The organism is Chryseosolibacter indicum (assembly GCF_018598585.1).
GTDB classification, from domain to species: Bacteria; Bacteroidota; Bacteroidia; order Cytophagales; family Cyclobacteriaceae; genus Chryseosolibacter; species Chryseosolibacter indicus.
This window is the reverse complement of sequence record NZ_JAHESD010000002.1, coordinates 151,856-171,118: the sequence shown is the minus strand read 5'-3', so window position 1 is coordinate 171,118 and position 19,263 is coordinate 151,856. Positions and strand designations below refer to the sequence as shown.

The following is a 19,263-nucleotide window of genomic DNA, read 5'->3' as shown; positions in this document are numbered from 1 at the left end:
ATATTTATATATGGCAAGAGAAGTAAAGAAAAAAGTTGTCAATAGCCTTGTTCTCCCATTGTTGGGAAATGACATCATGATGACGTATTACCTTTCCAAATCGGGGTCCTGTTTCTAATCCTATGCTAATCCGGTTGGCTAGGTAAAAACTTTTTATTCCGATAAGGGGACAAAGACCTATTTGATACTGAGTAATAGTTTTATCTGTAGCTTGCTGGAAGAATCCTCCAAACAGATCGGCTCCCACATACACGCTTAAGTTTTTAAAAGTGTAAGGGTAATCGAAACCACTTCTGACCAGAACATAATTCTTTTCCGTAACTACCCTGCTTTGAGTAAATAAAGCGTCTGCTCTGATTCTTAAAGAAAGGGGGAATAATGTACTCAGCAAAGAAAAGTTGAATGGTTCTTTCCCCGGAAGTGTTGATATTTTTAGATGTCGAGGAGAATACTATTGACTTGCCATTGTTATAAAAGGATGTGGGTCCGTCATGAAACGAGGAGCTTATCTCCCTTCCAAAACTTATTGGCTTGCTGTACTGGTATGTGCCTGAGTACAAGATAGTATCAGCTAGTAAAGATGTTGAAAACATTTTATAGAAATAGGAATTGGATGTTGCGTCAACCTTTCTAACGGGCTGAACTCCCTTTCTGTTTGAGACAAATATTAACTGATTATTATTCACAAACGGGCACATTTCACTATAAACAGAGTTAAATGGAACAGGCCTTACAGCATACATTAATGAATCTTCATATAGAAACTTTATATTTTTTAGACGCCATATCTTTTTAAGTGCGTGGTCATCGCCGGGTGATTTTATCAAATACTTTCGATATGCTTCAATTGCCTTCTCATAATTACCAAGTGAAGTTTGGGCTTCGGCATAGAGAAATATGTCGCTTGCAGGTAATTGATTTACGTCTTCGGAAATTGTATGAAGGGTTTCGACAGACTCATTGTATTTTTTAAGGAGATAATAGCATCGTGCAAGCTTTAGCTTGACTTCATTTGCATTACTATTCTTATTCAATACCTTTTGATAACTACGCAATGCTTCGTAGTAGTTTCCTTTATCAAACTGCTCATCTGCAGTTTTCGTGTCGCTTTTAAACAACATAAAAACTGTTTCCTGTGCATTTGTCACACTATACATGACAAAAGTTATTAGTACCAGTGTTACAGAAAACTTCTTCATTTTATCGCGGTGAGGTTACGTTTCTTTGTGTATAGCGGAACTGATAATTGATCATTAATTCATGTGATCCATTTCCTATTCTTGATACTGCATTAATAGGATAATCGTAAGCATAGCCTATTTGAAGTTGTTCAGAAACCTTTGCTTTTAATAAAAAGTCGAAAGATTCTTTATTTCTATACGACAGCCCTGTAACAAATACCTGGCGATAAATCAAATTTGCATTGAGATCAAATGAAAGAGGAACGCCCGCAAAATACTTGAGTAATATTCCTGGTTCTACTTCAAGGTTTTCGTTCAGCGGTATCCTGTATTTAGAGAAGAATAGTATGTTGGTTTTACTTATGTTTATTGAAAGAGAATCGTTAAGAGCATATTTCTCTTGAATAATTTGCGGAACGGATAAGCCAGCATGAATGGTGGGACTTCTATAGTAAATGCCAAAGCCAAGATCAGGATATGTTTTGGAAATGGATGCATCGGCTACACGAGGATCATTGCTTGCGTTTAAAGAGCCATAGTCTGACCTCATGCTTTTTAGTCCGCCTTGTACCCCTAACGAAACTTGCGCCTTATGGCTGACACTTAAATGATAGGCGTAACTTGTAAGAGCTGTAAAATTTTTATGCACCCCTATTTTATCATTAACTAATGTGAGGCCAAGACCCACGTGCTTATTATTAAACAAAGTATGCCCTGTTAAGGTTTGTGTTGATGGAGCACCTTCTATCGCTGACCATTGACTTCGCTGAACGAAAGTTAGACTTAAAGCTTCATCAGCTCCGGCATATGCCGGGTTGATAACATGGCCATTAAACATGTATTGTGTGAACTGTATGTTCTGCTGACTGAATCCTTTTATAATGGTAAGGCCCATGAGCATTACCACCATTGAAGTGTTTCGCACTATTGTAAAAGAAGGTAGAGATTTCGTCATCGGATCAGTTCTATAAAACCACGCTTATCTATCATGTTCGGCCCCAGCTTTACCGATATGGTGTAGAAGTAGGTTCCGGTTGGTACACCGACTCCCGCTTTGTTTTCACCGTTCCAAACAATATTCTCATTATTGTACCCTGAGGCATTAAAGATCTCACTTCCCCATCTGTCTACTATAATCACTTTGTTCTCTTTGTACTTTTCGATGTTCTTCAAGAACCAAGTATCATTGATTCCATCACCATCAGGTGTTATGACCTTGCCAATATCAAAATCAATGTCATCATACGAGACTACAACATTGAACCTACAACTTGCTACTGCTCCGTTGGCTGTTGTAGCTAAATATTCAACTCTTGTTGTACCAATAGAAAAAGAACTACCTGGTAAATGAGATGCGATTAAGTTTACATTACCACACGGTGTAGTTGCCGTTGGCTCCGTCCATTCAACATCAACTTTTCCTGTGTAATCTGCTTTAGCGGATATATCTGAAGGACATCCTGTTATCTCGGGCAAGTTCTCATCCATGACAGTCACTTCAAACTTGCATAAACTTGCATTACCAAATCGATCTATGGCTTTATACGTCACCTCTGTTTTTCCAATTGGAAAAACGTCTCCTGGTTTATGTGTGCTTGTGATATTGATTAAACCTGAATGATCTGTTGCAACAAGTGGGTCCCAAAATACTCGTACATTACAACCATCATCTGCTCTTGCTACAAGGGCACCAGGACAGTTAGTGAATGCTGGACCTGTTTTATCCTCTACTTTAACAATGAACTTACAAACAGCTGAATTGCCTTTATCATCTTTCGCAGTATACGTTACTTCCGTACTGCCTATTTCAAAAACATCACGTGGCTTATGCGTACTTACCACAGAAGGAATGCCGCATCGTAAAGTTGCTACTGGTTCTATCCATTGAACCACAGCTTTACCTGACTCTCCTGACGCAATAGTGATAGTGCCAGGACATCCTGTTATTACAGGTTTATTCCCGTTACTAACATCTATAAAAAAGCTGCACGTAGAACTGTTACCGGACAAATCTGTAGCAGTGTATGTTACTTCTGTTCTGCCAATTGGAAAACTATTTCCGGATTTATGAGAACTTGTAAGGGTAACGCTTCCTGAATTATCATTTGCTGTTGGCGCTAGCCATGTAGCAATAGCATTGCAACTCGTATTTGCTACCAAGGTTATGTTGGAAGGACACTTTGTGATTACAGGAGGTGATTGATCTTCAACTACAACATTAAATTTGCAGGTAGAAGCATTACCACTATTGTCCTTGGCAGTATAAACGACTTCTGTTTTGCCTATCTTAAATACATCGCCTGGTTTATGTATACTTGAAAGTGTTACTGCACTACAATTGTCTGTAGCGGTAGGAAGTGACCACGTGGCAACAGCTTCACCCTTCTCATTGGCTCTTAGGGTAATGTTACCCGGGCAAAAAGAGAATACTGGACTTGTTTTATCTCTCACTCTTACATCAAAGGAACAGGTAGTAGTATTTCCGGAGAGGTCCTTTGCTGTATAAGTAACTTTTGTCGTGCCTATTCCAAATTTAAATCCTGGCTGGTAGTTGCTGACGAAACTTGCAACAGAGCAATTATCGGTAGCCGTAGGCACATTCCAGGTAACTGCTTTGGTACATTCACCTGGGTTTATATCTACTTCAACAGTAGGCGGACAATTTGTTATCTGAGGGTTAGTAGTATCAACATCTCCAGCGCGGCAACATAATTTTCCGCCCAGTGCGCTTTCTGCAGCTACAACGGTAAACCTGTTTAACAGGAGCCCAATGAAAAGATTTCCCTCGCAAGAAGTAAGAATCGACGTTTCTAAAATACCTGCTACAGTTATTGTCAGCCTGTTTCTTTCAAACCGATTTCCAGGAGCACTTCCCTTAACTGTAAATGTTTCTCCTGGGCGCACAAAATCCCAAAAGATTCCTTCTTCTCCATCTGACGCAGCAATCCAGGCAGGTATTATCCCATTATATCTTAATGTTATACTTATAAAATTTCCCTGACAGGGGCGGCATTGAGAAGAAGCAGGACAATCATTGCAAGTTTGACCGTAAGTGTAAGATGAAATGATAGTTACTAGAAGAGCAGTTGCAACGTAGGTGCGTAGTTCAACAACTGATAAGAACCATAAACAAGGTAATTTGAAAACCTTGTTTATGGCTTTCAATAATTGGTGCCTTATGATTCTGTTTCGTTCTGATAACATATAAAGATCCTTCGGCTATTTTTAACCAGAAAGACGGGGGTTCTCGCTATCACTAGAAATCGGATCTTAGTAAAGACACCAATTTCACCACTTCTACTGTTGGTTAGGATAAAAAAATCGCGCCAGCGGCCGTAATGAACTGGAGAAAGCGATAAAGCGGCTTTAAGTGGGCTAAAAAGACTGATTCTACTATAAAGTTGCTTAGAAAGGTGGATTTGAGTATCGAAATAGGCGGCAATTATCCACAATTTTTGCCCCTAGGCAGAAATAAAAAAGCAGTCAATTGCCTTAACTGCTTTTAATCCTTGTAATAACCCAACTTACGCCTATGTTCAAACACAAACGGTTGGAGTCATCGTTAGGTAAATCTTTAAATAAACGCTACCTGGGACATTGTAAAAACCATCATAAGTTTGCAAAAAGATGCATTGGTGTGATTCAACGCACTGAAAATCAGTTCTTCGCCTCTTCCTTACTCTGCTTCTTTTTTAAAGTGTATTCAAATCCTATCCTTGAATTAAGGCGATCAAGATAAGGTGCCTTATAGTAAAGATTAAAAAGGTTGTACTGTATCAGCACTGTACCATTTAAATTTTTATAAATCTTGTATTGTTTTTTTAGCCCCAGCATCGTGCTCCAAACCCATTCCCTTTTGCCATTATCGGTATTGCCTGTAAGGGTATTTGGTACAAAGGTATTCATCACCTCTTGTTCCAGGTGAACATTGAATCCCTTGCCAACATGAAAATCAACAAACGCGCGGGGACCAAAAATTCTACTTCTCGAAAGCCATAGCTGCGCCTTATGATCATAAACAAAACGCTGATTCCATCCTAAACCGGAAGTAAACCTCCCACTTATCTTGTAACTTCCATACGGGTTTACATCAAAGAACCATCCATTTTTATTTTGAAACTGCAAATACATTCCTGGTACAAACCTTTCAATAAATGGCTTGCCCTTCATCGCATTGGGTGGACGTTTAGGTAGGTCTTTAATGCTTTTAACAGAACTATACTTAGCCTTGTATTTTGAAAGCTTATCCATCGCCGCCTTCAACTGTTCTTCTTTCCCGGCAAAGTGATTGATGGCTTCTTTCTTAGCCATTGCTTTAGCCTCTTGTTTTAAAGCATCCGGGTTTCCCATTTTATCAATATTACCTTGAAGACCATCTACAGCTCCCGATTGCTTTTGCAATTCTTGTACGCCTTCAATTTTCCCTGCCTGGCTCTCGATTGTCTTATCAATGTTTTTTAAATCGTTAAGATTCCCACCTTTTGTAATGGTTGTTATATCTTCACTTAATCCTTTAACCTCCCCTGTTATATCAGTTACATTACCAAGAGGTGTATCTACTTTCGGCAATTCTGCCACCTTACCGGCTTCGCCGAGTTGTGATGAAATACTACTTAACTGATCAGAATCGGGAATAGAATAACCCGGCACTTCAATTGAAGGTATACCTGTTATGTTCTTATCAGAAAGATTAAACCCATTAACTTGTTGTGTAAGATCTCCCCTTACCTTTTCCATTCCTGGCGTCATCTCAACTTTGTCCAGCTTACCGATTGTTTTTGTTTTAAGGGATGAAGTCTTCTGATCTAAATCATTTTTTAAAGCCTTTCTTTTTTGATCAAGGCTATCCAATTTCTGCGTAAGCGCATTGGCTGGCATTCCTAGCTTGTTTAAGCTGTCAATTTTATGTTGAACCTTATTGATTTTAGAGTCAATCGGGGCGATCAACTGCTGATATTCACCTCTTAAACTGTCGGACGAGTGATTAAAACCAACTCGTATAGAATCTACTTTTAACCATGTTGTCTTTAAAGAATCTGGCAACTGTGGTGGTGTTGAAAGCTTTTGCTGCACGGAATCAATATTAATCTGGCCATAGGAAACCAGGGCAAGTACCAAAAGGGCAACCAGAGAGGTTAGTGCTTTCACAGTGTGAAGATACAAAATACCCCTTATCTGTCAATTAAAAGCACACTTAGAGTAACCAAATACTTCGTTCCGATCACCGCATTATGCAACTTTTGTATCAAACACCTGTCTTTACCAAAAAATTTTGTGTGATAGTACTGTAACCATCCCCCTAAGGTGAAGTTCTATTTAAAATCCTGTTAACCCAAATCCTTTCTGTTATGCTAAGAAACTATATTATCATTGCCTTGAGACTACTTGTAAAAAACAAAGTATTCTCTTTGATAAACATTTTAGGCCTGTCAACAGGTATCGCGTGTTGCATTTTAATAACGCTGTATATACAGGACGAATTTAATTATGAGAAAGGGTTTTCCGAGCGCGAGAAAATCTTCCGTATCAATACAACATTTGTTAAAGATGGTGTAGCTGAAACAACAGGAAATGCGTCACCTCCTATTGCACCTGGTCTTGCGCAGGTATTGCCAGAAATTGAAACGTTTACCAGGGTGATGAAACCTTTGAATACAGAGATCAATATTGTACGGTATAAGGATAATTCATTTTTCGAGAAGAAAGCTTTTCTTGTCGATTCAACTTTTCTTGATGTTTTCCCTTATCAGCTTATTGAAGGCAATGCCGCAACTGCGTTAGACGCTCCGTCTACTGCCTTGATCTCGCAGAAGCTAAGTGAAAAGATCTTTGGTAAAAGAAGTCCACTGGATGAATTGATTATTATCAACAGCGGTACCGCTGCCGACACTTTTCGCGTAACAGGAGTGGTAGCTCCTTCGGAATTTCCTTCTCATGTAGATGCGGACATCTACATGAGCATGAATAGCAATGGTTGGGGACAATGGGTTTTAAATCAAACTACGTGGGCTAACAATAATATTGTAGGCAGTTACATTAAGCTTCAAGAGCCGGAAACATACAAGAACGTTGAAGCTAAGCTGCCAGGGTTTGTAGAAATGCATGCTGGCAATGAACTAAGGCAATCCGGAAGAAATAAGATACTCAAGCTACAACCACTTGACGAGGTAAGGTTATATTCTGATATCAGAACCGATGCTTCATCTGATACCAACAGCAGTAGCATTACCTACATCTACATCATCGGCACTATTGGTATTTTTATACTTCTGCTGGCCTGTATCAACTTCATGAACCTTACAACGGCTAAATCCGCACAACGTGCAGGCGAAGTAGGGATACGTAAATCGATGGGTGCCTTTAGAAATAACCTCATCAGGCAATTTTTAGGAGAGTCATTGGTTATTGTTGCTTTTGCTTTGGTCTTAGCTTTTCTAATGGTAGTATTTGCGCTACCTTTCTTTAATGAAATCATGCAAAAGCACTTGGCATTTACCGGAAACAATCTTCCCTTTATTATCTCAGCCACATTATTTATTGCCGCCACCACAGGCCTTCTTGCAGGAAGTTACCCTGCCTTTTTTCTTTCATCACTAAAACCAACTTCCGTTTTAAAAGGAAAGTCTCTAAGCAGTGACGGATCACAATGGTTAAGAAAAGGACTTGTAGTTTTCCAATTCGTAATCACAATTACCCTTATTTCCTCTATTGTTATTATCCAACAACAACTTAAATATGTTCAAACCAAATCGTTAGGATTTACAACAGACCAGGTTGTAATGATACCCATGCGCACTGCACAGGCATCCGGTCAATATACAACCTTAAAATCAGCTTTTGAAGCGTTGGAAGGTGTAGGCATTGTATCTGCAACATCAAGTATTCCATCAACACCGCTTTCGCGGGATTGGGGTGTTTACAAAGAAGGATCGTCAAACGATCAGTCTGTTACTCACGACATCATTAGTGTTGATGCTGAATACTTTAATGCGCTTAATATTGATCTGATTGCCGGAAGAGATTTTATTGTGGGACAAGATAATCTTCCTAATGACACGATTAATCCAATTAAAATTATAGTTAATGAGGCAAGCCTGAAGGAGTTTGATATTCCTCTCGATAAAGCTGTGGGCTCAAGAATATTCTTTGAACCGGGTTCTGAACGGTACGAACTTTCTATTATCGGTGTAGTAAACGACTTTCACCAATTCTCGCTGCATCGCAAAATCCGCCCGATGCTGTTTATGCTATCAGGAAACCGCGATTACTTCCCTTACATGGCAGTAACAATAGAAATGAAATCGTTCCAACAAACGCAGGCAAAGATGAAAGCATTGTGGGATGAACGCATAAACGATGCTCCTTTCGAAAGTATCTTTTTAAATGAAAACATAAAGACACTTTACGCCGCCGAAAAGCGTACTTCTACCCTGCTTACCATTTCAACTACTATTGCATTGATTATCTCCTGCCTTGGCTTATATGGTCTCTCGGTTTACGTTGCCGAGCGCAAGACAAAAGAAATCGGTATACGTAAAGTTGTTGGAGCCTCAGTACAAAGTATTGTAACCATGCTGTCGAAAGAGTATATCAGACTTATTGTAATTTCATTTGTTATCTCTGTTCCGCTGGGTTACTACGCTATGAACAAATGGCTGGAGGGGTTTGCGTATAAAATCAGCCCGGGTATTACGGTCTTTTTAATTTCAGGAATGATTGCTTTTTTGATTGCCTGGCTCACAATAAGCTTTGAATCTATAAGGGCTGCAAGCAAAAATCCGGTTGATACTTTCCGTGTCAATTAGAAGTATTACATCTGTAAAATAGAACCGCATGACTTGAAACTATGTGGTTCTTTTGTTTAACTCGTTCTACAACTGCCTACTATTGCAACAGGAAACTGAAGCAAGACAATAATGAGCTTGGCCTGTTGTAAAAGTTTTTTTCCTTGTGAACAGAATAACGGTTTCGGAAGAACTGTTATAAGCGGCAGCAGTTTGAGTTACTCAATCGATACAAGCGCTATTACGACCCATTAGAAAAGCAGCAAGTTTATCTATGGTTCCGAGAAATAGGTAAAAATCGTTTATAGATAGTGTTATAGGCATCAATTTTTTCCGACAATATGTTTTGGAGATTTGCTTATGAAACAGTTTCTACTCGCCTTTATCTTATCCATCCAGATTCTTTTCGCGCAGCAGAATAAGCAAGGCTCTAATGTTGTTGTAATCGACAGAAGTTTAAAGAACATAGAAGTTCTGGTTAAGGAAATAAAACCAGGGACTAAAGTTGTGTTCTTTAATAACTCAAGTGATATACTTGCCTTTATTACCAGCGCGGTTAAAACCCATAAACCAGTAAACTCCCTCCACATTGTAACCCACGGCGAGGCAGGCAAGCTACTTTTTGCTAATAAAGAGCTTACAGGTGATATGATTGAAGAAAGTGAGCTCATATTGGGGACATGGAAAGAATGCTTTATGCCAGGAGGAGACATCCTGATCTATGGCTGTGAAGTAGGGAAAGGATCGAGAGGTATTGGATTTGTGAACAGCTTTGCTGTTCGAACAGGTATAGACATCGCGGCGTCTGAAAATGACACAGGTGCCGAGTTACAAGGCGGCGACTGGTCATTGGAACTCCATTCAGGCAAAATAGAAAGTAGCCATATCTTCAGCAGAAAGGCCCGGGAAACTTATCCTGCCTTGTTAAAAAGAACTAAATGACGCACATTCCGTAAAAGCACAATATCCGGCTTTCAGAAAGCGTATAAAAACAAACTTTTCCCTCCGTCACCTTCTTTTTCGTTGTCTACAACAGTAAGCGTGGCTACCGTGTTGATACGGTCTGGCATTAGTAGTAATACTGCGGTTTTTTACTGTAGATTCAATGATTCTTCTATAAAAAGGCCTTTTTCAGAAGGTTGATAGAAGGATGACAGAAGAATGGCAGAAGGACAACTAATCCGTTACTATAAGCAGATGGGTCCACCTCTGGTCCTACAGGCTAGCAATACCTTATCACCTGGATGAAGATCTATTAGAAGAATACCTATTTACTCTTGTTATACAAAAACTGAGGCTCCGGGGCTTGTACTTAAATATATTCCGGTATTCGGGTTTGAAGGCACACTTTCCTGCGATTATATTGGCTTGGCAAGATTTATACAGCAGGCGAAGTAGAAAAATATGACTCTATTTTTTCTTCCATTTGTCAAGCCATCGGTTCGCTTCCTTCATAATTTTAAATTTGTCGGATCCGATAAGTGAGGCGAGTTTGGAATTCATAGGTCCGCGGGAGGTAAGATGATAATATCCGCAGTCTTCGCATTTGTATACCGCAATAGGAGCATTGTTATCTGTATAGTCATTTTTTGTCCATAACTCGATGAGTACGTCTTCCGCAAGCTCGACACTTGCAAACATCTTCTTATTGGAAATACATTTTAACATACTCTAATTGCAGAAAGATCTTTCAAACAAAGCTAAAAAATAAGCTATTGATGAAACGACCGTTGAAAAATTAAATAGCCAACGATCCAACGTCTTTCTTATACAGGAAGGTAGGCAACTACCTTATTCTGCAAATATCATTCAATCTCCGTGGTACATTTTTTCTTTATGAGCAATGCATTCGCCAGCATCTTTAGCACCATTATAACGAAAGAAACCAAGGTATAACGTTCTGAAGCATCGGCTGAAGACCGCTACCATGGGTAGCTTGAGGAATAATAGTTAGCGTGACATTATTATTTCCAGCTTCTCTAAAGCTCTTTAATGTTGACTCAGAATTCTGATAAGGGATGATTTCATCTTTACTACCATGATACAACCGGATTGGCGTGGCGGTATTCCATCCTACAATGCTATTATTAGCCAGTGCTTGTTTTAGTTCTGGTTCTCCCTGTGGTTGTTTCAATCGACTATAAAAATCGGCATTAAAAAGCGAATTAAGATCAGTCGTTAACTTTTGATTTATAAAAGAACCACCATATTCTCCGTTCATATACTGATTTAGTGCATCAGCATATTGTTGTTTAAAAAAATAATTTAACGGTTTATTCCAGTTGTAAGTGTTGTTGTACGACATCATTACAAACGCGAGGTAACTTGGATAGGAATAATATGTACTTGTGGTTATTCCTTTAAGCATTTCATTCAAGTCATAGCCACCAGCTCCTGCTGCCACAGCTGTGAGTTTAAGGTTGTGTGAAGGGTTCGTTTCTATTTCTTTTGCAGCTGCCAATGTCACATATCCTCCTTCCGAGTAACCTGCAAGGAATAGTTTTTCGTTAAAGCCAATCTTCTTACTGGCAAGAAATTCTTTTGCCGACTTAATCATATCTACTACTGCAAAAGCTGAATGATCCTTATCGTAGTAAGGGTGAAATACAGATGCAGATTTGCCATAACCGATAAAGTCAGGCACTAACGAAATATATCCTGCTGATGCAAATAATTCCATTCCTGTAAACGCTCCTAAAGAAGGAGCATCACTTTTAACGAAGGTAGTTCCGTGTTGCACACTGATTATCGGGGCGTCTGCTGTTAGTCCCTGAGGTATAATCAAAAGTCCTGAGGCTTGAATTGGCTCTCCTTTAAAAGTAGTCTCATAAACAATTGTATAAGACTTAATACTATATTTTAATAACGCCGCTATATCGGGTTGCCCAAGGCTTGTAGTGAGTGCTTTCAATGTTTCTAAGGGAATATCAGCCGTTTCTTCCGCTGAGATAAAGTATTTCTTCTCTGCCGGCTTTTCGGATGCTGTATCATCCTGGCAGCTGAAAAACAATACAGATAAGATCAAGAATATATTCAACAATTTTAACATATGGTCAAGGTGATAGAAGAAGAACTAAAATACAAGAAGTAAAAGTTCCTTCCTCAATTTAACCCTATTCTGAATATGCAATAGTTGTCATAATTGCATTCTCAGCTTGTCTAGAATCCAGCCGCGTATGTTGAACTACAATGGGTGTATCTGATTCTATAACACTGGCATAATCAGTACCCAACGGAACTTGTTCTGGCTCTTTCAGATCATTAAAACGAAGGTGTAGCGTTCTTCTCGGTTCAACAGTAATTTTAAAGGGACCTGCGGGCTCCCTGTCATTAAAGAAAATGGTTATAGATACTTGAGCTGGCTTATCTGAGGTGTTCAGAATACAAGCGGTTTCATGACTTAAAAATTCCGGTTCTTTACCAGTACCATATTCGGGTATATAACCTTCGGCAATAACCCACAATTTTTTACCAATTGCCTTCATTATTTACTTTTAAATTAAGCAGTCTGCAATGACGACACATGGGGCAATACTTTTTCTCCAAATTCCTGAATAAAGTATTCCTGCTCACGATTAACATTATGCAGGATAATCTTCTCGAACCCCATATCTATATACTTCTTAATCCAATCGACATGCTTTTGGATATCTGAAGAAATATGTATCATATCTTTAATGTCGTCTGGTCTTATCATTTCCCCGATGGCATCAAACTGCTCCACTGTCCATAGTTCACCGAGTACTTTGCCTGAGAAGATGTTGGTTCGCCATTGGTCGTATGCACCTTTAAGCGCCTCCTCTTCATTTCTCGAATAGGATAGTTGAAGTTTCAGATACATCGGCTTCTTTTCTCCTCCGGATTCCCGGAAAGCTTTTATAGTCTCTTTTAATTCTCTTTCAGGAGCATTAATCGTAATAAGTCCGTCGGCCCAGGTACCTACCCATCCTGCAGTTGCTGTAGTAACTGCTGCCCCAATAATCAATGGCTGGATCTGTGGAAGCGTATATAACTGTGCTTCTTCGACAATAACCCGACCATGATGTGTTACCTTCTCCCCTCTCAGCAGTCTTCGCATTATCTCCACGCACTCGAGCAATCTTTCGTTGCGCTCCTGCTTGGCAGGAAACTTCTCTCCTGTGATACGTTCGTTAAGCGCTTCACCACTTCCCACCGAAATCCAAAACCTTCCCGGAAACATTTCGCACAAAGTAGATACAGCCTGAGCAACAATAGCTGGATGATATCTTTGTCCTGGAGAACACACAACACCATAAGGCAGCATTGTACTTTGTAATGCAGCACCCAACCAGGCAAAGGAAAAACCACTTTGCCCCTGACGTTTACTCCAGGGATGAAAATGATCAGATGAATTTACTGCCTGAAACCCTGCTTGCTCTGCCATTGCTACGTATTGAAGCAGTTCACTTGGTTTAAACTGTTCGTGTGAAGCATGATACCCAATTAGCGCCATGATGTTTTATAATTGTTTATTGCGTTAATACAATAAAGAATCTTGCCATGAATAGAAATAAAAAAGTTCGCAGACTTTCATCTGCGAACTTTCTGTCTTAATAAACCCCAAAAATCACGTATTAATAATAGAACCTCCATTCGGATGAAGTACTTGTCCTGTTAAGAACGCAGCCTCGTTGGAAGCAAGGAACACGTAACATGTAGCAATCTCAACCGGTTGAGCGGGACGCTGCATCGGTGTATCTTTACCAAACTTTTCTACCTTCTCATCATCAAATGATGCAGGTATTAAAGGTGTCCATACCGGCCCAGGAGCTACTGCATTTACACGAACGCCTTTCTTAATTAATGACTGCGACAAACTTCTTGTAAAGGATACAATTGCACCCTTAGTCGCTGAGTAATCCATCAATACTTCATTTCCCCGATATGCATTTACAGACGTGGTATTGATAATTGAACCACCTTCCTGAATATATGCTGATGCATATTTAGAAAGAAAAAAGTACGAAAAGATATTCACTCTGAAAGTGTATTCCCATTGTTGTGCTGATATATCCTGTATATCGTGTTGTTCATACTGAACTGCAGCGTTATTAACAAGAATATCTAACCTTCCAAACTTTTCTACCGTTTGGTCAACTGCATTTTTACAATTAACCTCAACAGAAATATCAGTAGGAATCAGCAAGGCTTCCTTGCCATACTTTCTGACGAGAGCCGCTGTCTCTTCTGCATCCTCATGTTCGTTGAGGTAAACAATTGCAACATCTGCTCCTTCCTTGGCGAACAGAACCGCCACTGACCTCCCTATACCACTGTCTCCTCCGGTAATAATTGCAACTTTATCTTTAAGACGACCGAAGCCAGGTTGGTCATTATCATAGACCGGCCTCGGATTCATCTCCTGCTCAATACCAGGTTGTTTATCCTGATGCTGAGGTGGAATTTCCTTTGGCATTACTGATGAATCCATATCTAAAGTTTATATACCTGATTCGCTTCTTAAAGAGAAAATTTCACGATCGATTTCATCCATAAGACTTCTATAAGAAGCACCGTCATCATCACGTTCTATCGTAATTCCTACGCTATTATCATCTATGTTATCAATGATAATATCATGATGGCTGCGTAATATCCTTACTACTTCACTACGTTCACCATCGCCAAAATAGATTCTGTAATTCTGCATATGTAAAATCTTAATATCTCATTAATGCTGCAATCTGGCTTTGGCCCGGCATACGCTCTTTCTCGAGCATGTGAACTTCACCACCTGTTAGAATGGTCTTCATCACTGCCTTATCAATAAGATCCTCATCATTACCTTGCTGCGATTCATTGATAACCAGCTTATTCTCCATCTCGTCAAACGTACCCCAAATATGTTCGTCTTTCTGAACAAAGAGATGCGATACTTTTCCGTAATGCGCTGCAGGAATCACATCAGCTGCAATGCTGGACGTTAATCCAGTGGCAGATTGGTTTCCATAATTCTCCAATGCTCTGTTTACCCTTTGCTGGAAGTATGGCTCAACGAGTTGTCGGGCTTGCTTATATAATGTATTGATATCATCATGCTCGTGACTTCCTGTAATAGGCTGATCCCAAATAAATTTATATTTAGCTACACTCTTGTAAAGTGGTATCAGGTATTCAACCCCACAAAGCACAAGTGGTACATTTTCAGTATTGAAGACGTCGCGCCACAACGTTTCCTCTACCTCATCGAAATAGATGGTAATATGCTTTTTCTCATCTGGCTTACCAGCACCTTGCCCATGGAAATTCGCACCTTGCCCAGCACCTGCTGTATCTGTTCTAAACAATTTTTCGTCGTCCTTGTCTTCAAAGCGAACAACATCATCAACACCATTAGGAACTTCCGGCGTTGGTACGTATGTCATCCCAAAAGCATCTGCTTTATAAAGCTTGCATTGCTTTTTACTTAACACCAACACATAGAAGTACTCCTTACTGGATAAGATTGGCATTAGCGGACTGATGTAGAACGATGAGTTTATCATTATCTTTTCAGTAGGAGCTAATGGCATTTTAATATATTTAAAATGATTCTCCGCTATATAAACACCCAGGCCTTGCTTAAGATCTAACCAGAACTCATTATTTCGAAGTAAATCATAACCAGGCTTGAGCAGCGTTTCTATCCTTCCCATGTCCATACCTTTCTCGCGAAGCTGACTGGTAATTTGCTGGAGAATATTTTTAAATACGATATTATCTCGCTGATCATTTTTCTCGCCACCAAAGCTGTGCGTAGGTAAATATGCAGTAATACATACACTAGAATTAAAATTAGCAAGTGCTGTTAATTGATCTTTAGACATCAATGCAGGTAGCTCTTCAGGCGTCGTTGACGTACGCTCTACTGTAAATGTCTCCGCTTTACTTTTATAACTACCGTTTGTATTGTTATTATTATCTCTTTTCTCCTGCTTTCTCTCTTCTCCCTTATCAACATTTCTGTTGGGATGTCTTACAGGAATATTAGGAGCTGGCTGTTCTTCTCCAACTGTATATCTATCCGCAACGTCTAAGTAATTATCGAACTCTGAAGTGTCAATATCTTTTAACCCGGTTGTTCCAAGTTCTGTTTTTCCCGCACCAGATGGTTTTCCTTTGCGAGGATGAAATGTTCCTTCTCTATCTTTTCCCATAATTTCCTAACATTTTTGGTATGCTTATCCTATGAAAATTACTGTACCAAACATTTAATTTTTTAGAATAGAAAATTTCACCAGCTGTAGAAACTTTGCCCAAGCAGCATTACATTGCGCCCTTTTTAAGCCGGTTTATCAATGGCACAATATTTTATTAAGATATAGTCCCGAATTAAAGGTTTGCATAACCGATTGATATACAGTTGAGTTAATCCTGAAATTCGCGTTTTCTTTCTCATTAAACTTAAAAGGCATGAAAAAACTTATTATTGCCCCAGGCCTAGCAGCATTAGTATTTGTTCTAATCGGTGCTGATATTCCAAAAAATGAGTCTGCACAAAATGCTAGTAACGCATCAGTAGTAAAAAAGAAATGTGTAGGTTATACCATTATTGAATTCGGAAAAGGTGTAGATTGTAACGGAGACACCGTTAAACTTGTAAAAGTGAACAATGGAGGTCAGGTGCTAGCTCAATAGTGCCACTTGATATTCGCACGTCTTTTCTTCCAAAGCCATATAGATTGAAAGAGCTTTCATGAATTTGAAAGCTCTTCTTTTTTTTAAACAAAAAAGATCTGCTCTAAGAGCAGATCTATTACGCTGTAGATTTTATAATCTACAGCCTTACTGAAACCAACTTATTCTTTTATTGTTACATAACTTTTCCCTGATGTTGAAGTGCTCGTAGTATAACCCGAAGGTTGTGAGCTGGCAAATGTATTTTGCGTTGTATTGAATGAAAACGCTTTATTAAGTGCGTCAACAATCTGAGCAATATACTCCCGCTTATAACTTACTACGGCGTTCTTCTCTCCTTCAGCAGTAGCAATGCGCACGGCATATCTTTCTTTTGCTACCACCAACGCAATTATTCCAATAACGGTTAATGCCGCACCAATCCATAAGGCGAGGGTATTACTATTAATGACACCACTATTGGTATTCATATTCATACTTTCGGGCAATAGCCCCATCCATCCACATACTAAGCCTGCTATGCCAAGTAAGAGCAGAAGTACTGCAGGCCAACGTTGCGGCTTTATAGTCCACAAACACATCTTTGTAATACCACTTATATTATAAGCTGTATTTTTAACTTTGAGAGCAGAATCTGTAACTGTTACATCCCTCCCATCTGTATAGATAACTTTATCTGGTATCATATAATTCTACATTTTTACAGGTTTCAGATTGTAACTAGTTACGGTGAGAAAAGAAATAAGTTGATCATTTTGCCGTTGAAGTCGATAGATTGATTAATAGTTAAATGAATGACATCAACGAATAAAGTCTGTACTTCTTGGCATCAAAATTTAAGCTGATAACTATTTACGCAATACGTTGCTTTTGAATAAACGCCTGCGTAAGAATGGATATTAGTATAACACTGATACATCCAATTATGTTGTAGAGTAGAAAAGCAATATCGGTAAAGAAGTAACAATAGAAAACAATTCCCTCTGCTATAAGCGCTGACCAAAAAACAGCCGTGCCTTTCACATACTTCACATAGAAAGCTGTAAGAAAAATACCAAGAATAGTTCCATAGAATAGTGACCCAACTATATTAACGAATTGTATCAGGTTCTCTGCAAAGCTTGCAAGCATAGCAAAAGCCATAGCGAGAATTGCCCACGCAATAGTAAACCATTTTGAAGCTTTAATGTATACTACTTCTGATTGATTGATGGCAACCGATCTTTTGTAGATATCCACTGTTGTTGTTGATGCCAACGCATTTAGTTCGCCTGCCATTGACGACATGGCTGCAGAAAACATGACGGCGAGAAGTAAGCCGATAATTCCATGCGGTAAATTATTCAGTACAAAATTTAAAAAGATATAATCCCGGTCTTGAACTTTGGCGGCAGGGAGCGCATTCTTAATAATGGCTCTTGTAGAATCTCTTAGTAGCTTTTCTTCTTCTTCAATTGCCTTTATTTTTGAACGTGCTGCCTTCACGCTACGCTCGTCTTTTGCGTGAATAGCATCAACAAGGTTAATAACCTCACCCTTCTTTTCGTTAAAGACTTTGGTATAAGCATTATCAATAGCTCGTAAGGTATCACCTCTTTCAGTTTGCATTACAGTCTCTTTAAGCACTGTATTATGAAATATGGGGGGTTGATGGAAGAGATAGAATACGTATACCAGCACACCGATAAAAAGAATAATGAACTGCATTGGGATTTTAAGCAGACCGTTGAAGATAAGTCCCAATCTGCTTTCAGCAATTGAAGCGCCTCCTAGGTAACGCGCTACCTGCGACTGATCTGTTCCGAAGTAAGAAAGAAACAGAAAGGTACCTGCAATAAGTCCGGACCAAATGTTGTATCTGTCATTGGGATTGAATTCTATATTAACAAGGTTGAGCTTTCCCAATTCCCCTGCTATTGTAACAGTATCTATAAATGAAACATCATGAGGCAACATTGAAAATGCAAGTATCCCGGCCAGTATCATTCCGCTCATGATTACAGCCATCTGATGACGTTGGGTTAGGCTAACTGCCTTAGTTCCTCCGGATACAACGTAGATGATAACCAGTGAACCGATTATTACAGTGGTGATCGAAATACGCCACTCCAATATTGTTGAAAGAACCAATGCAGGAGCATACAATGTTATACCTGCGGAAAGCCCTCTAAGTATAAGAAACAATACTGCAGCGAGAGAACGTGTTTTAAGGTCGAATCGGTTTTCAAGATACTCATACGCAGTGTATACCTTCAACTTATAATAGATAGGTACCATAGTAACTGAAATAATGACCATGGCAATTGGAAGACCAAAGTAGAACTGAAGAAAACGCATTCCATCTTCTATCGCCTGCCCAGGTGTTGATAGGAAAGTTACAGCGCTCGCTTGCGTAGCCATAATAGAAATGCCGATCATCCACCATTTAAGGGAACTATCACCCTTCAGATAGCCTTCCATGGTTGCTGTCTTCCTTGTCTTCCATGTTCCATAGGTAACAATAAAAGCAACGGTGCCTATAAGCACTACCCAATCTAAACTGTTCATGAGAATGACTGGGTTAACAGGTAATATAAAACAACCTGAACAACCAGTACGGCTATTACAAGAACGTACCACTGACGCCAGGACTTGAAGACAGGTGGAGTGTCTTTTTCCAT

Annotated in this window: 16 protein-coding genes; 3 read left to right on the top strand and 13 right to left on the bottom strand. The window is 39.3% G+C overall.

What is annotated here, in order from left to right; translation table 11 throughout:
• Positions 1–263: 263 nt before the first annotated feature.
• From KK060_RS01515 to KK060_RS01500, 4 genes are all read right to left on the bottom strand, one after another.
• Positions 264–1,199: a tetratricopeptide repeat protein gene (locus KK060_RS01515; protein ID WP_254151634.1), complete on the bottom strand. Its 936-nt coding sequence runs from the start codon at positions 1,197–1,199 to the stop codon at positions 264–266.
• Position 1,200: 1 nt separating this feature from the next.
• Entirely contained in the window at positions 1,201–2,136 is a 936-nt protein-coding gene (locus KK060_RS01510; protein ID WP_254151633.1) for a PorP/SprF family type IX secretion system membrane protein, read from the bottom strand.
• Complete coding sequence (locus KK060_RS01505; protein WP_254151632.1) at positions 2,133–4,385, bottom strand: HYR domain-containing protein; 2,253 nt, start codon at positions 4,383–4,385, stop codon at positions 2,133–2,135. The genes KK060_RS01510 and KK060_RS01505 overlap by 4 nt, the downstream gene beginning before the upstream one ends.
• 453 nt (positions 4,386–4,838) lie before the next feature.
• The gene (locus KK060_RS01500) at positions 4,839–6,329 is read right to left on the bottom strand and encodes a hypothetical protein (RefSeq protein WP_254151631.1); all 1,491 of its coding nucleotides are present in this window, start codon (positions 6,327–6,329) and stop codon (positions 4,839–4,841) included.
• 200 nt (positions 6,330–6,529) lie between these two features.
• On the opposite strand from KK060_RS01500, the gene KK060_RS01495 reads away from it, so the two are divergent.
• Complete coding sequence (locus KK060_RS01495) at positions 6,530–8,986, top strand: ABC transporter permease (RefSeq protein ID WP_254151630.1); 2,457 nt, start codon at positions 6,530–6,532, stop codon at positions 8,984–8,986.
• Positions 8,987–9,325: 339 nt separating this feature from the next.
• Positions 9,326–9,907, top strand: a complete 582-nt coding sequence (locus tag KK060_RS01490) for a DUF4347 domain-containing protein (RefSeq protein WP_254151629.1) — start codon at positions 9,326–9,328, stop codon at positions 9,905–9,907.
• Positions 9,908–10,375: 468 nt separating this feature from the next.
• On the opposite strand, the gene KK060_RS01485 is transcribed toward KK060_RS01490, so the two are convergent.
• From KK060_RS01485 to KK060_RS01455, 7 genes are all read right to left on the bottom strand, one after another.
• Positions 10,376–10,633, bottom strand: coding sequence for a hypothetical protein (locus KK060_RS01485; RefSeq protein ID WP_254151628.1), 258 nt, complete (start codon positions 10,631–10,633; stop codon positions 10,376–10,378).
• A 202-nt stretch (positions 10,634–10,835) separates the two neighbouring features.
• Positions 10,836–12,002 (bottom strand): alpha/beta hydrolase family protein, encoded by a 1,167-nt coding sequence (locus tag KK060_RS01480; RefSeq protein ID WP_254151627.1) that lies wholly within the window; start codon positions 12,000–12,002, stop codon positions 10,836–10,838.
• A gap of 76 nt (positions 12,003–12,078) precedes the next feature.
• Positions 12,079–12,450, bottom strand: coding sequence for a sensory rhodopsin transducer (locus KK060_RS01475; protein ID WP_254151626.1), 372 nt, complete (start codon positions 12,448–12,450; stop codon positions 12,079–12,081).
• 14 nt (positions 12,451–12,464) lie between these two features.
• On the bottom strand, positions 12,465–13,439 hold the full coding sequence (locus tag KK060_RS01470; RefSeq protein WP_254151625.1) for a TIGR03885 family FMN-dependent LLM class oxidoreductase: 975 nt from the start codon (positions 13,437–13,439) through the stop codon (positions 12,465–12,467).
• Between the two features lie 114 nt (positions 13,440–13,553).
• Positions 13,554–14,417, bottom strand: coding sequence for an SDR family oxidoreductase (locus tag KK060_RS01465; protein ID WP_254151624.1), 864 nt, complete (start codon positions 14,415–14,417; stop codon positions 13,554–13,556).
• Between the two features lie 9 nt (positions 14,418–14,426).
• Complete coding sequence (locus KK060_RS01460) at positions 14,427–14,636, bottom strand: hypothetical protein (RefSeq protein ID WP_254151623.1); 210 nt, start codon at positions 14,634–14,636, stop codon at positions 14,427–14,429.
• 10 nt (positions 14,637–14,646) lie between these two features.
• Complete coding sequence (locus KK060_RS01455; RefSeq protein WP_254151622.1) at positions 14,647–16,122, bottom strand: baeRF7 domain-containing protein; 1,476 nt, start codon at positions 16,120–16,122, stop codon at positions 14,647–14,649.
• A gap of 256 nt (positions 16,123–16,378) precedes the next feature.
• On the opposite strand from KK060_RS01455, the gene KK060_RS01450 reads away from it, so the two are divergent.
• Positions 16,379–16,603: a hypothetical protein gene (locus KK060_RS01450; RefSeq protein WP_254151621.1), complete on the top strand. Its 225-nt coding sequence runs from the start codon at positions 16,379–16,381 to the stop codon at positions 16,601–16,603.
• A 161-nt stretch (positions 16,604–16,764) separates the two neighbouring features.
• On the opposite strand, the gene KK060_RS01445 is transcribed toward KK060_RS01450, so the two are convergent.
• Together KK060_RS01445 and KK060_RS01440 are read right to left on the bottom strand one after the other, a co-directional pair.
• Positions 16,765–17,289: a DUF6232 family protein gene (locus KK060_RS01445; RefSeq protein ID WP_254151620.1), complete on the bottom strand. Its 525-nt coding sequence runs from the start codon at positions 17,287–17,289 to the stop codon at positions 16,765–16,767.
• A gap of 166 nt (positions 17,290–17,455) precedes the next feature.
• Entirely contained in the window at positions 17,456–19,150 is a 1,695-nt protein-coding gene (locus tag KK060_RS01440; protein WP_254151619.1) for a sodium:solute symporter family protein, read from the bottom strand.
• Between the last annotated feature and the right edge of the window lie 113 nt (positions 19,151–19,263).

Excerpts from the sequence above, each read along its gene's own strand:
- KK060_RS01515 (WP_254151634.1), bottom strand. The coding sequence starts at position 1,199 with ATGAAGAAGTTTTCTGTAACACTGGTACTAATAACTTTTGTCATGTAT.
- KK060_RS01510 (WP_254151633.1), bottom strand. The coding sequence starts at position 2,136 with ATGACGAAATCTCTACCTTCTTTTACAATAGTGCGAAACACTTCAATG.
- KK060_RS01505 (WP_254151632.1), bottom strand. The coding sequence starts at position 4,385 with ATGTTATCAGAACGAAACAGAATCATAAGGCACCAATTATTGAAAGCC.
- KK060_RS01495 (WP_254151630.1), top strand. The coding sequence starts at position 6,530 with ATGCTAAGAAACTATATTATCATTGCCTTGAGACTACTTGTAAAAAAC.
- KK060_RS01490 (WP_254151629.1), top strand. The coding sequence starts at position 9,326 with ATGAAACAGTTTCTACTCGCCTTTATCTTATCCATCCAGATTCTTTTC.
- KK060_RS01485 (WP_254151628.1), bottom strand. The coding sequence starts at position 10,633 with ATGTTAAAATGTATTTCCAATAAGAAGATGTTTGCAAGTGTCGAGCTT.
- KK060_RS01475 (WP_254151626.1), bottom strand. The coding sequence starts at position 12,450 with ATGAAGGCAATTGGTAAAAAATTGTGGGTTATTGCCGAAGGTTATATA.
- KK060_RS01470 (WP_254151625.1), bottom strand. The coding sequence starts at position 13,439 with ATGGCGCTAATTGGGTATCATGCTTCACACGAACAGTTTAAACCAAGT.
- KK060_RS01465 (WP_254151624.1), bottom strand. The coding sequence starts at position 14,417 with ATGGATTCATCAGTAATGCCAAAGGAAATTCCACCTCAGCATCAGGAT.
- KK060_RS01460 (WP_254151623.1), bottom strand. The coding sequence starts at position 14,636 with ATGCAGAATTACAGAATCTATTTTGGCGATGGTGAACGTAGTGAAGTA.
- KK060_RS01455 (WP_254151622.1), bottom strand. The coding sequence starts at position 16,122 with ATGGGAAAAGATAGAGAAGGAACATTTCATCCTCGCAAAGGAAAACCA.
- KK060_RS01450 (WP_254151621.1), top strand. The coding sequence starts at position 16,379 with ATGAAAAAACTTATTATTGCCCCAGGCCTAGCAGCATTAGTATTTGTT.
- KK060_RS01445 (WP_254151620.1), bottom strand. The coding sequence starts at position 17,289 with ATGATACCAGATAAAGTTATCTATACAGATGGGAGGGATGTAACAGTT.
- KK060_RS01440 (WP_254151619.1), bottom strand. The coding sequence starts at position 19,150 with ATGAACAGTTTAGATTGGGTAGTGCTTATAGGCACCGTTGCTTTTATT.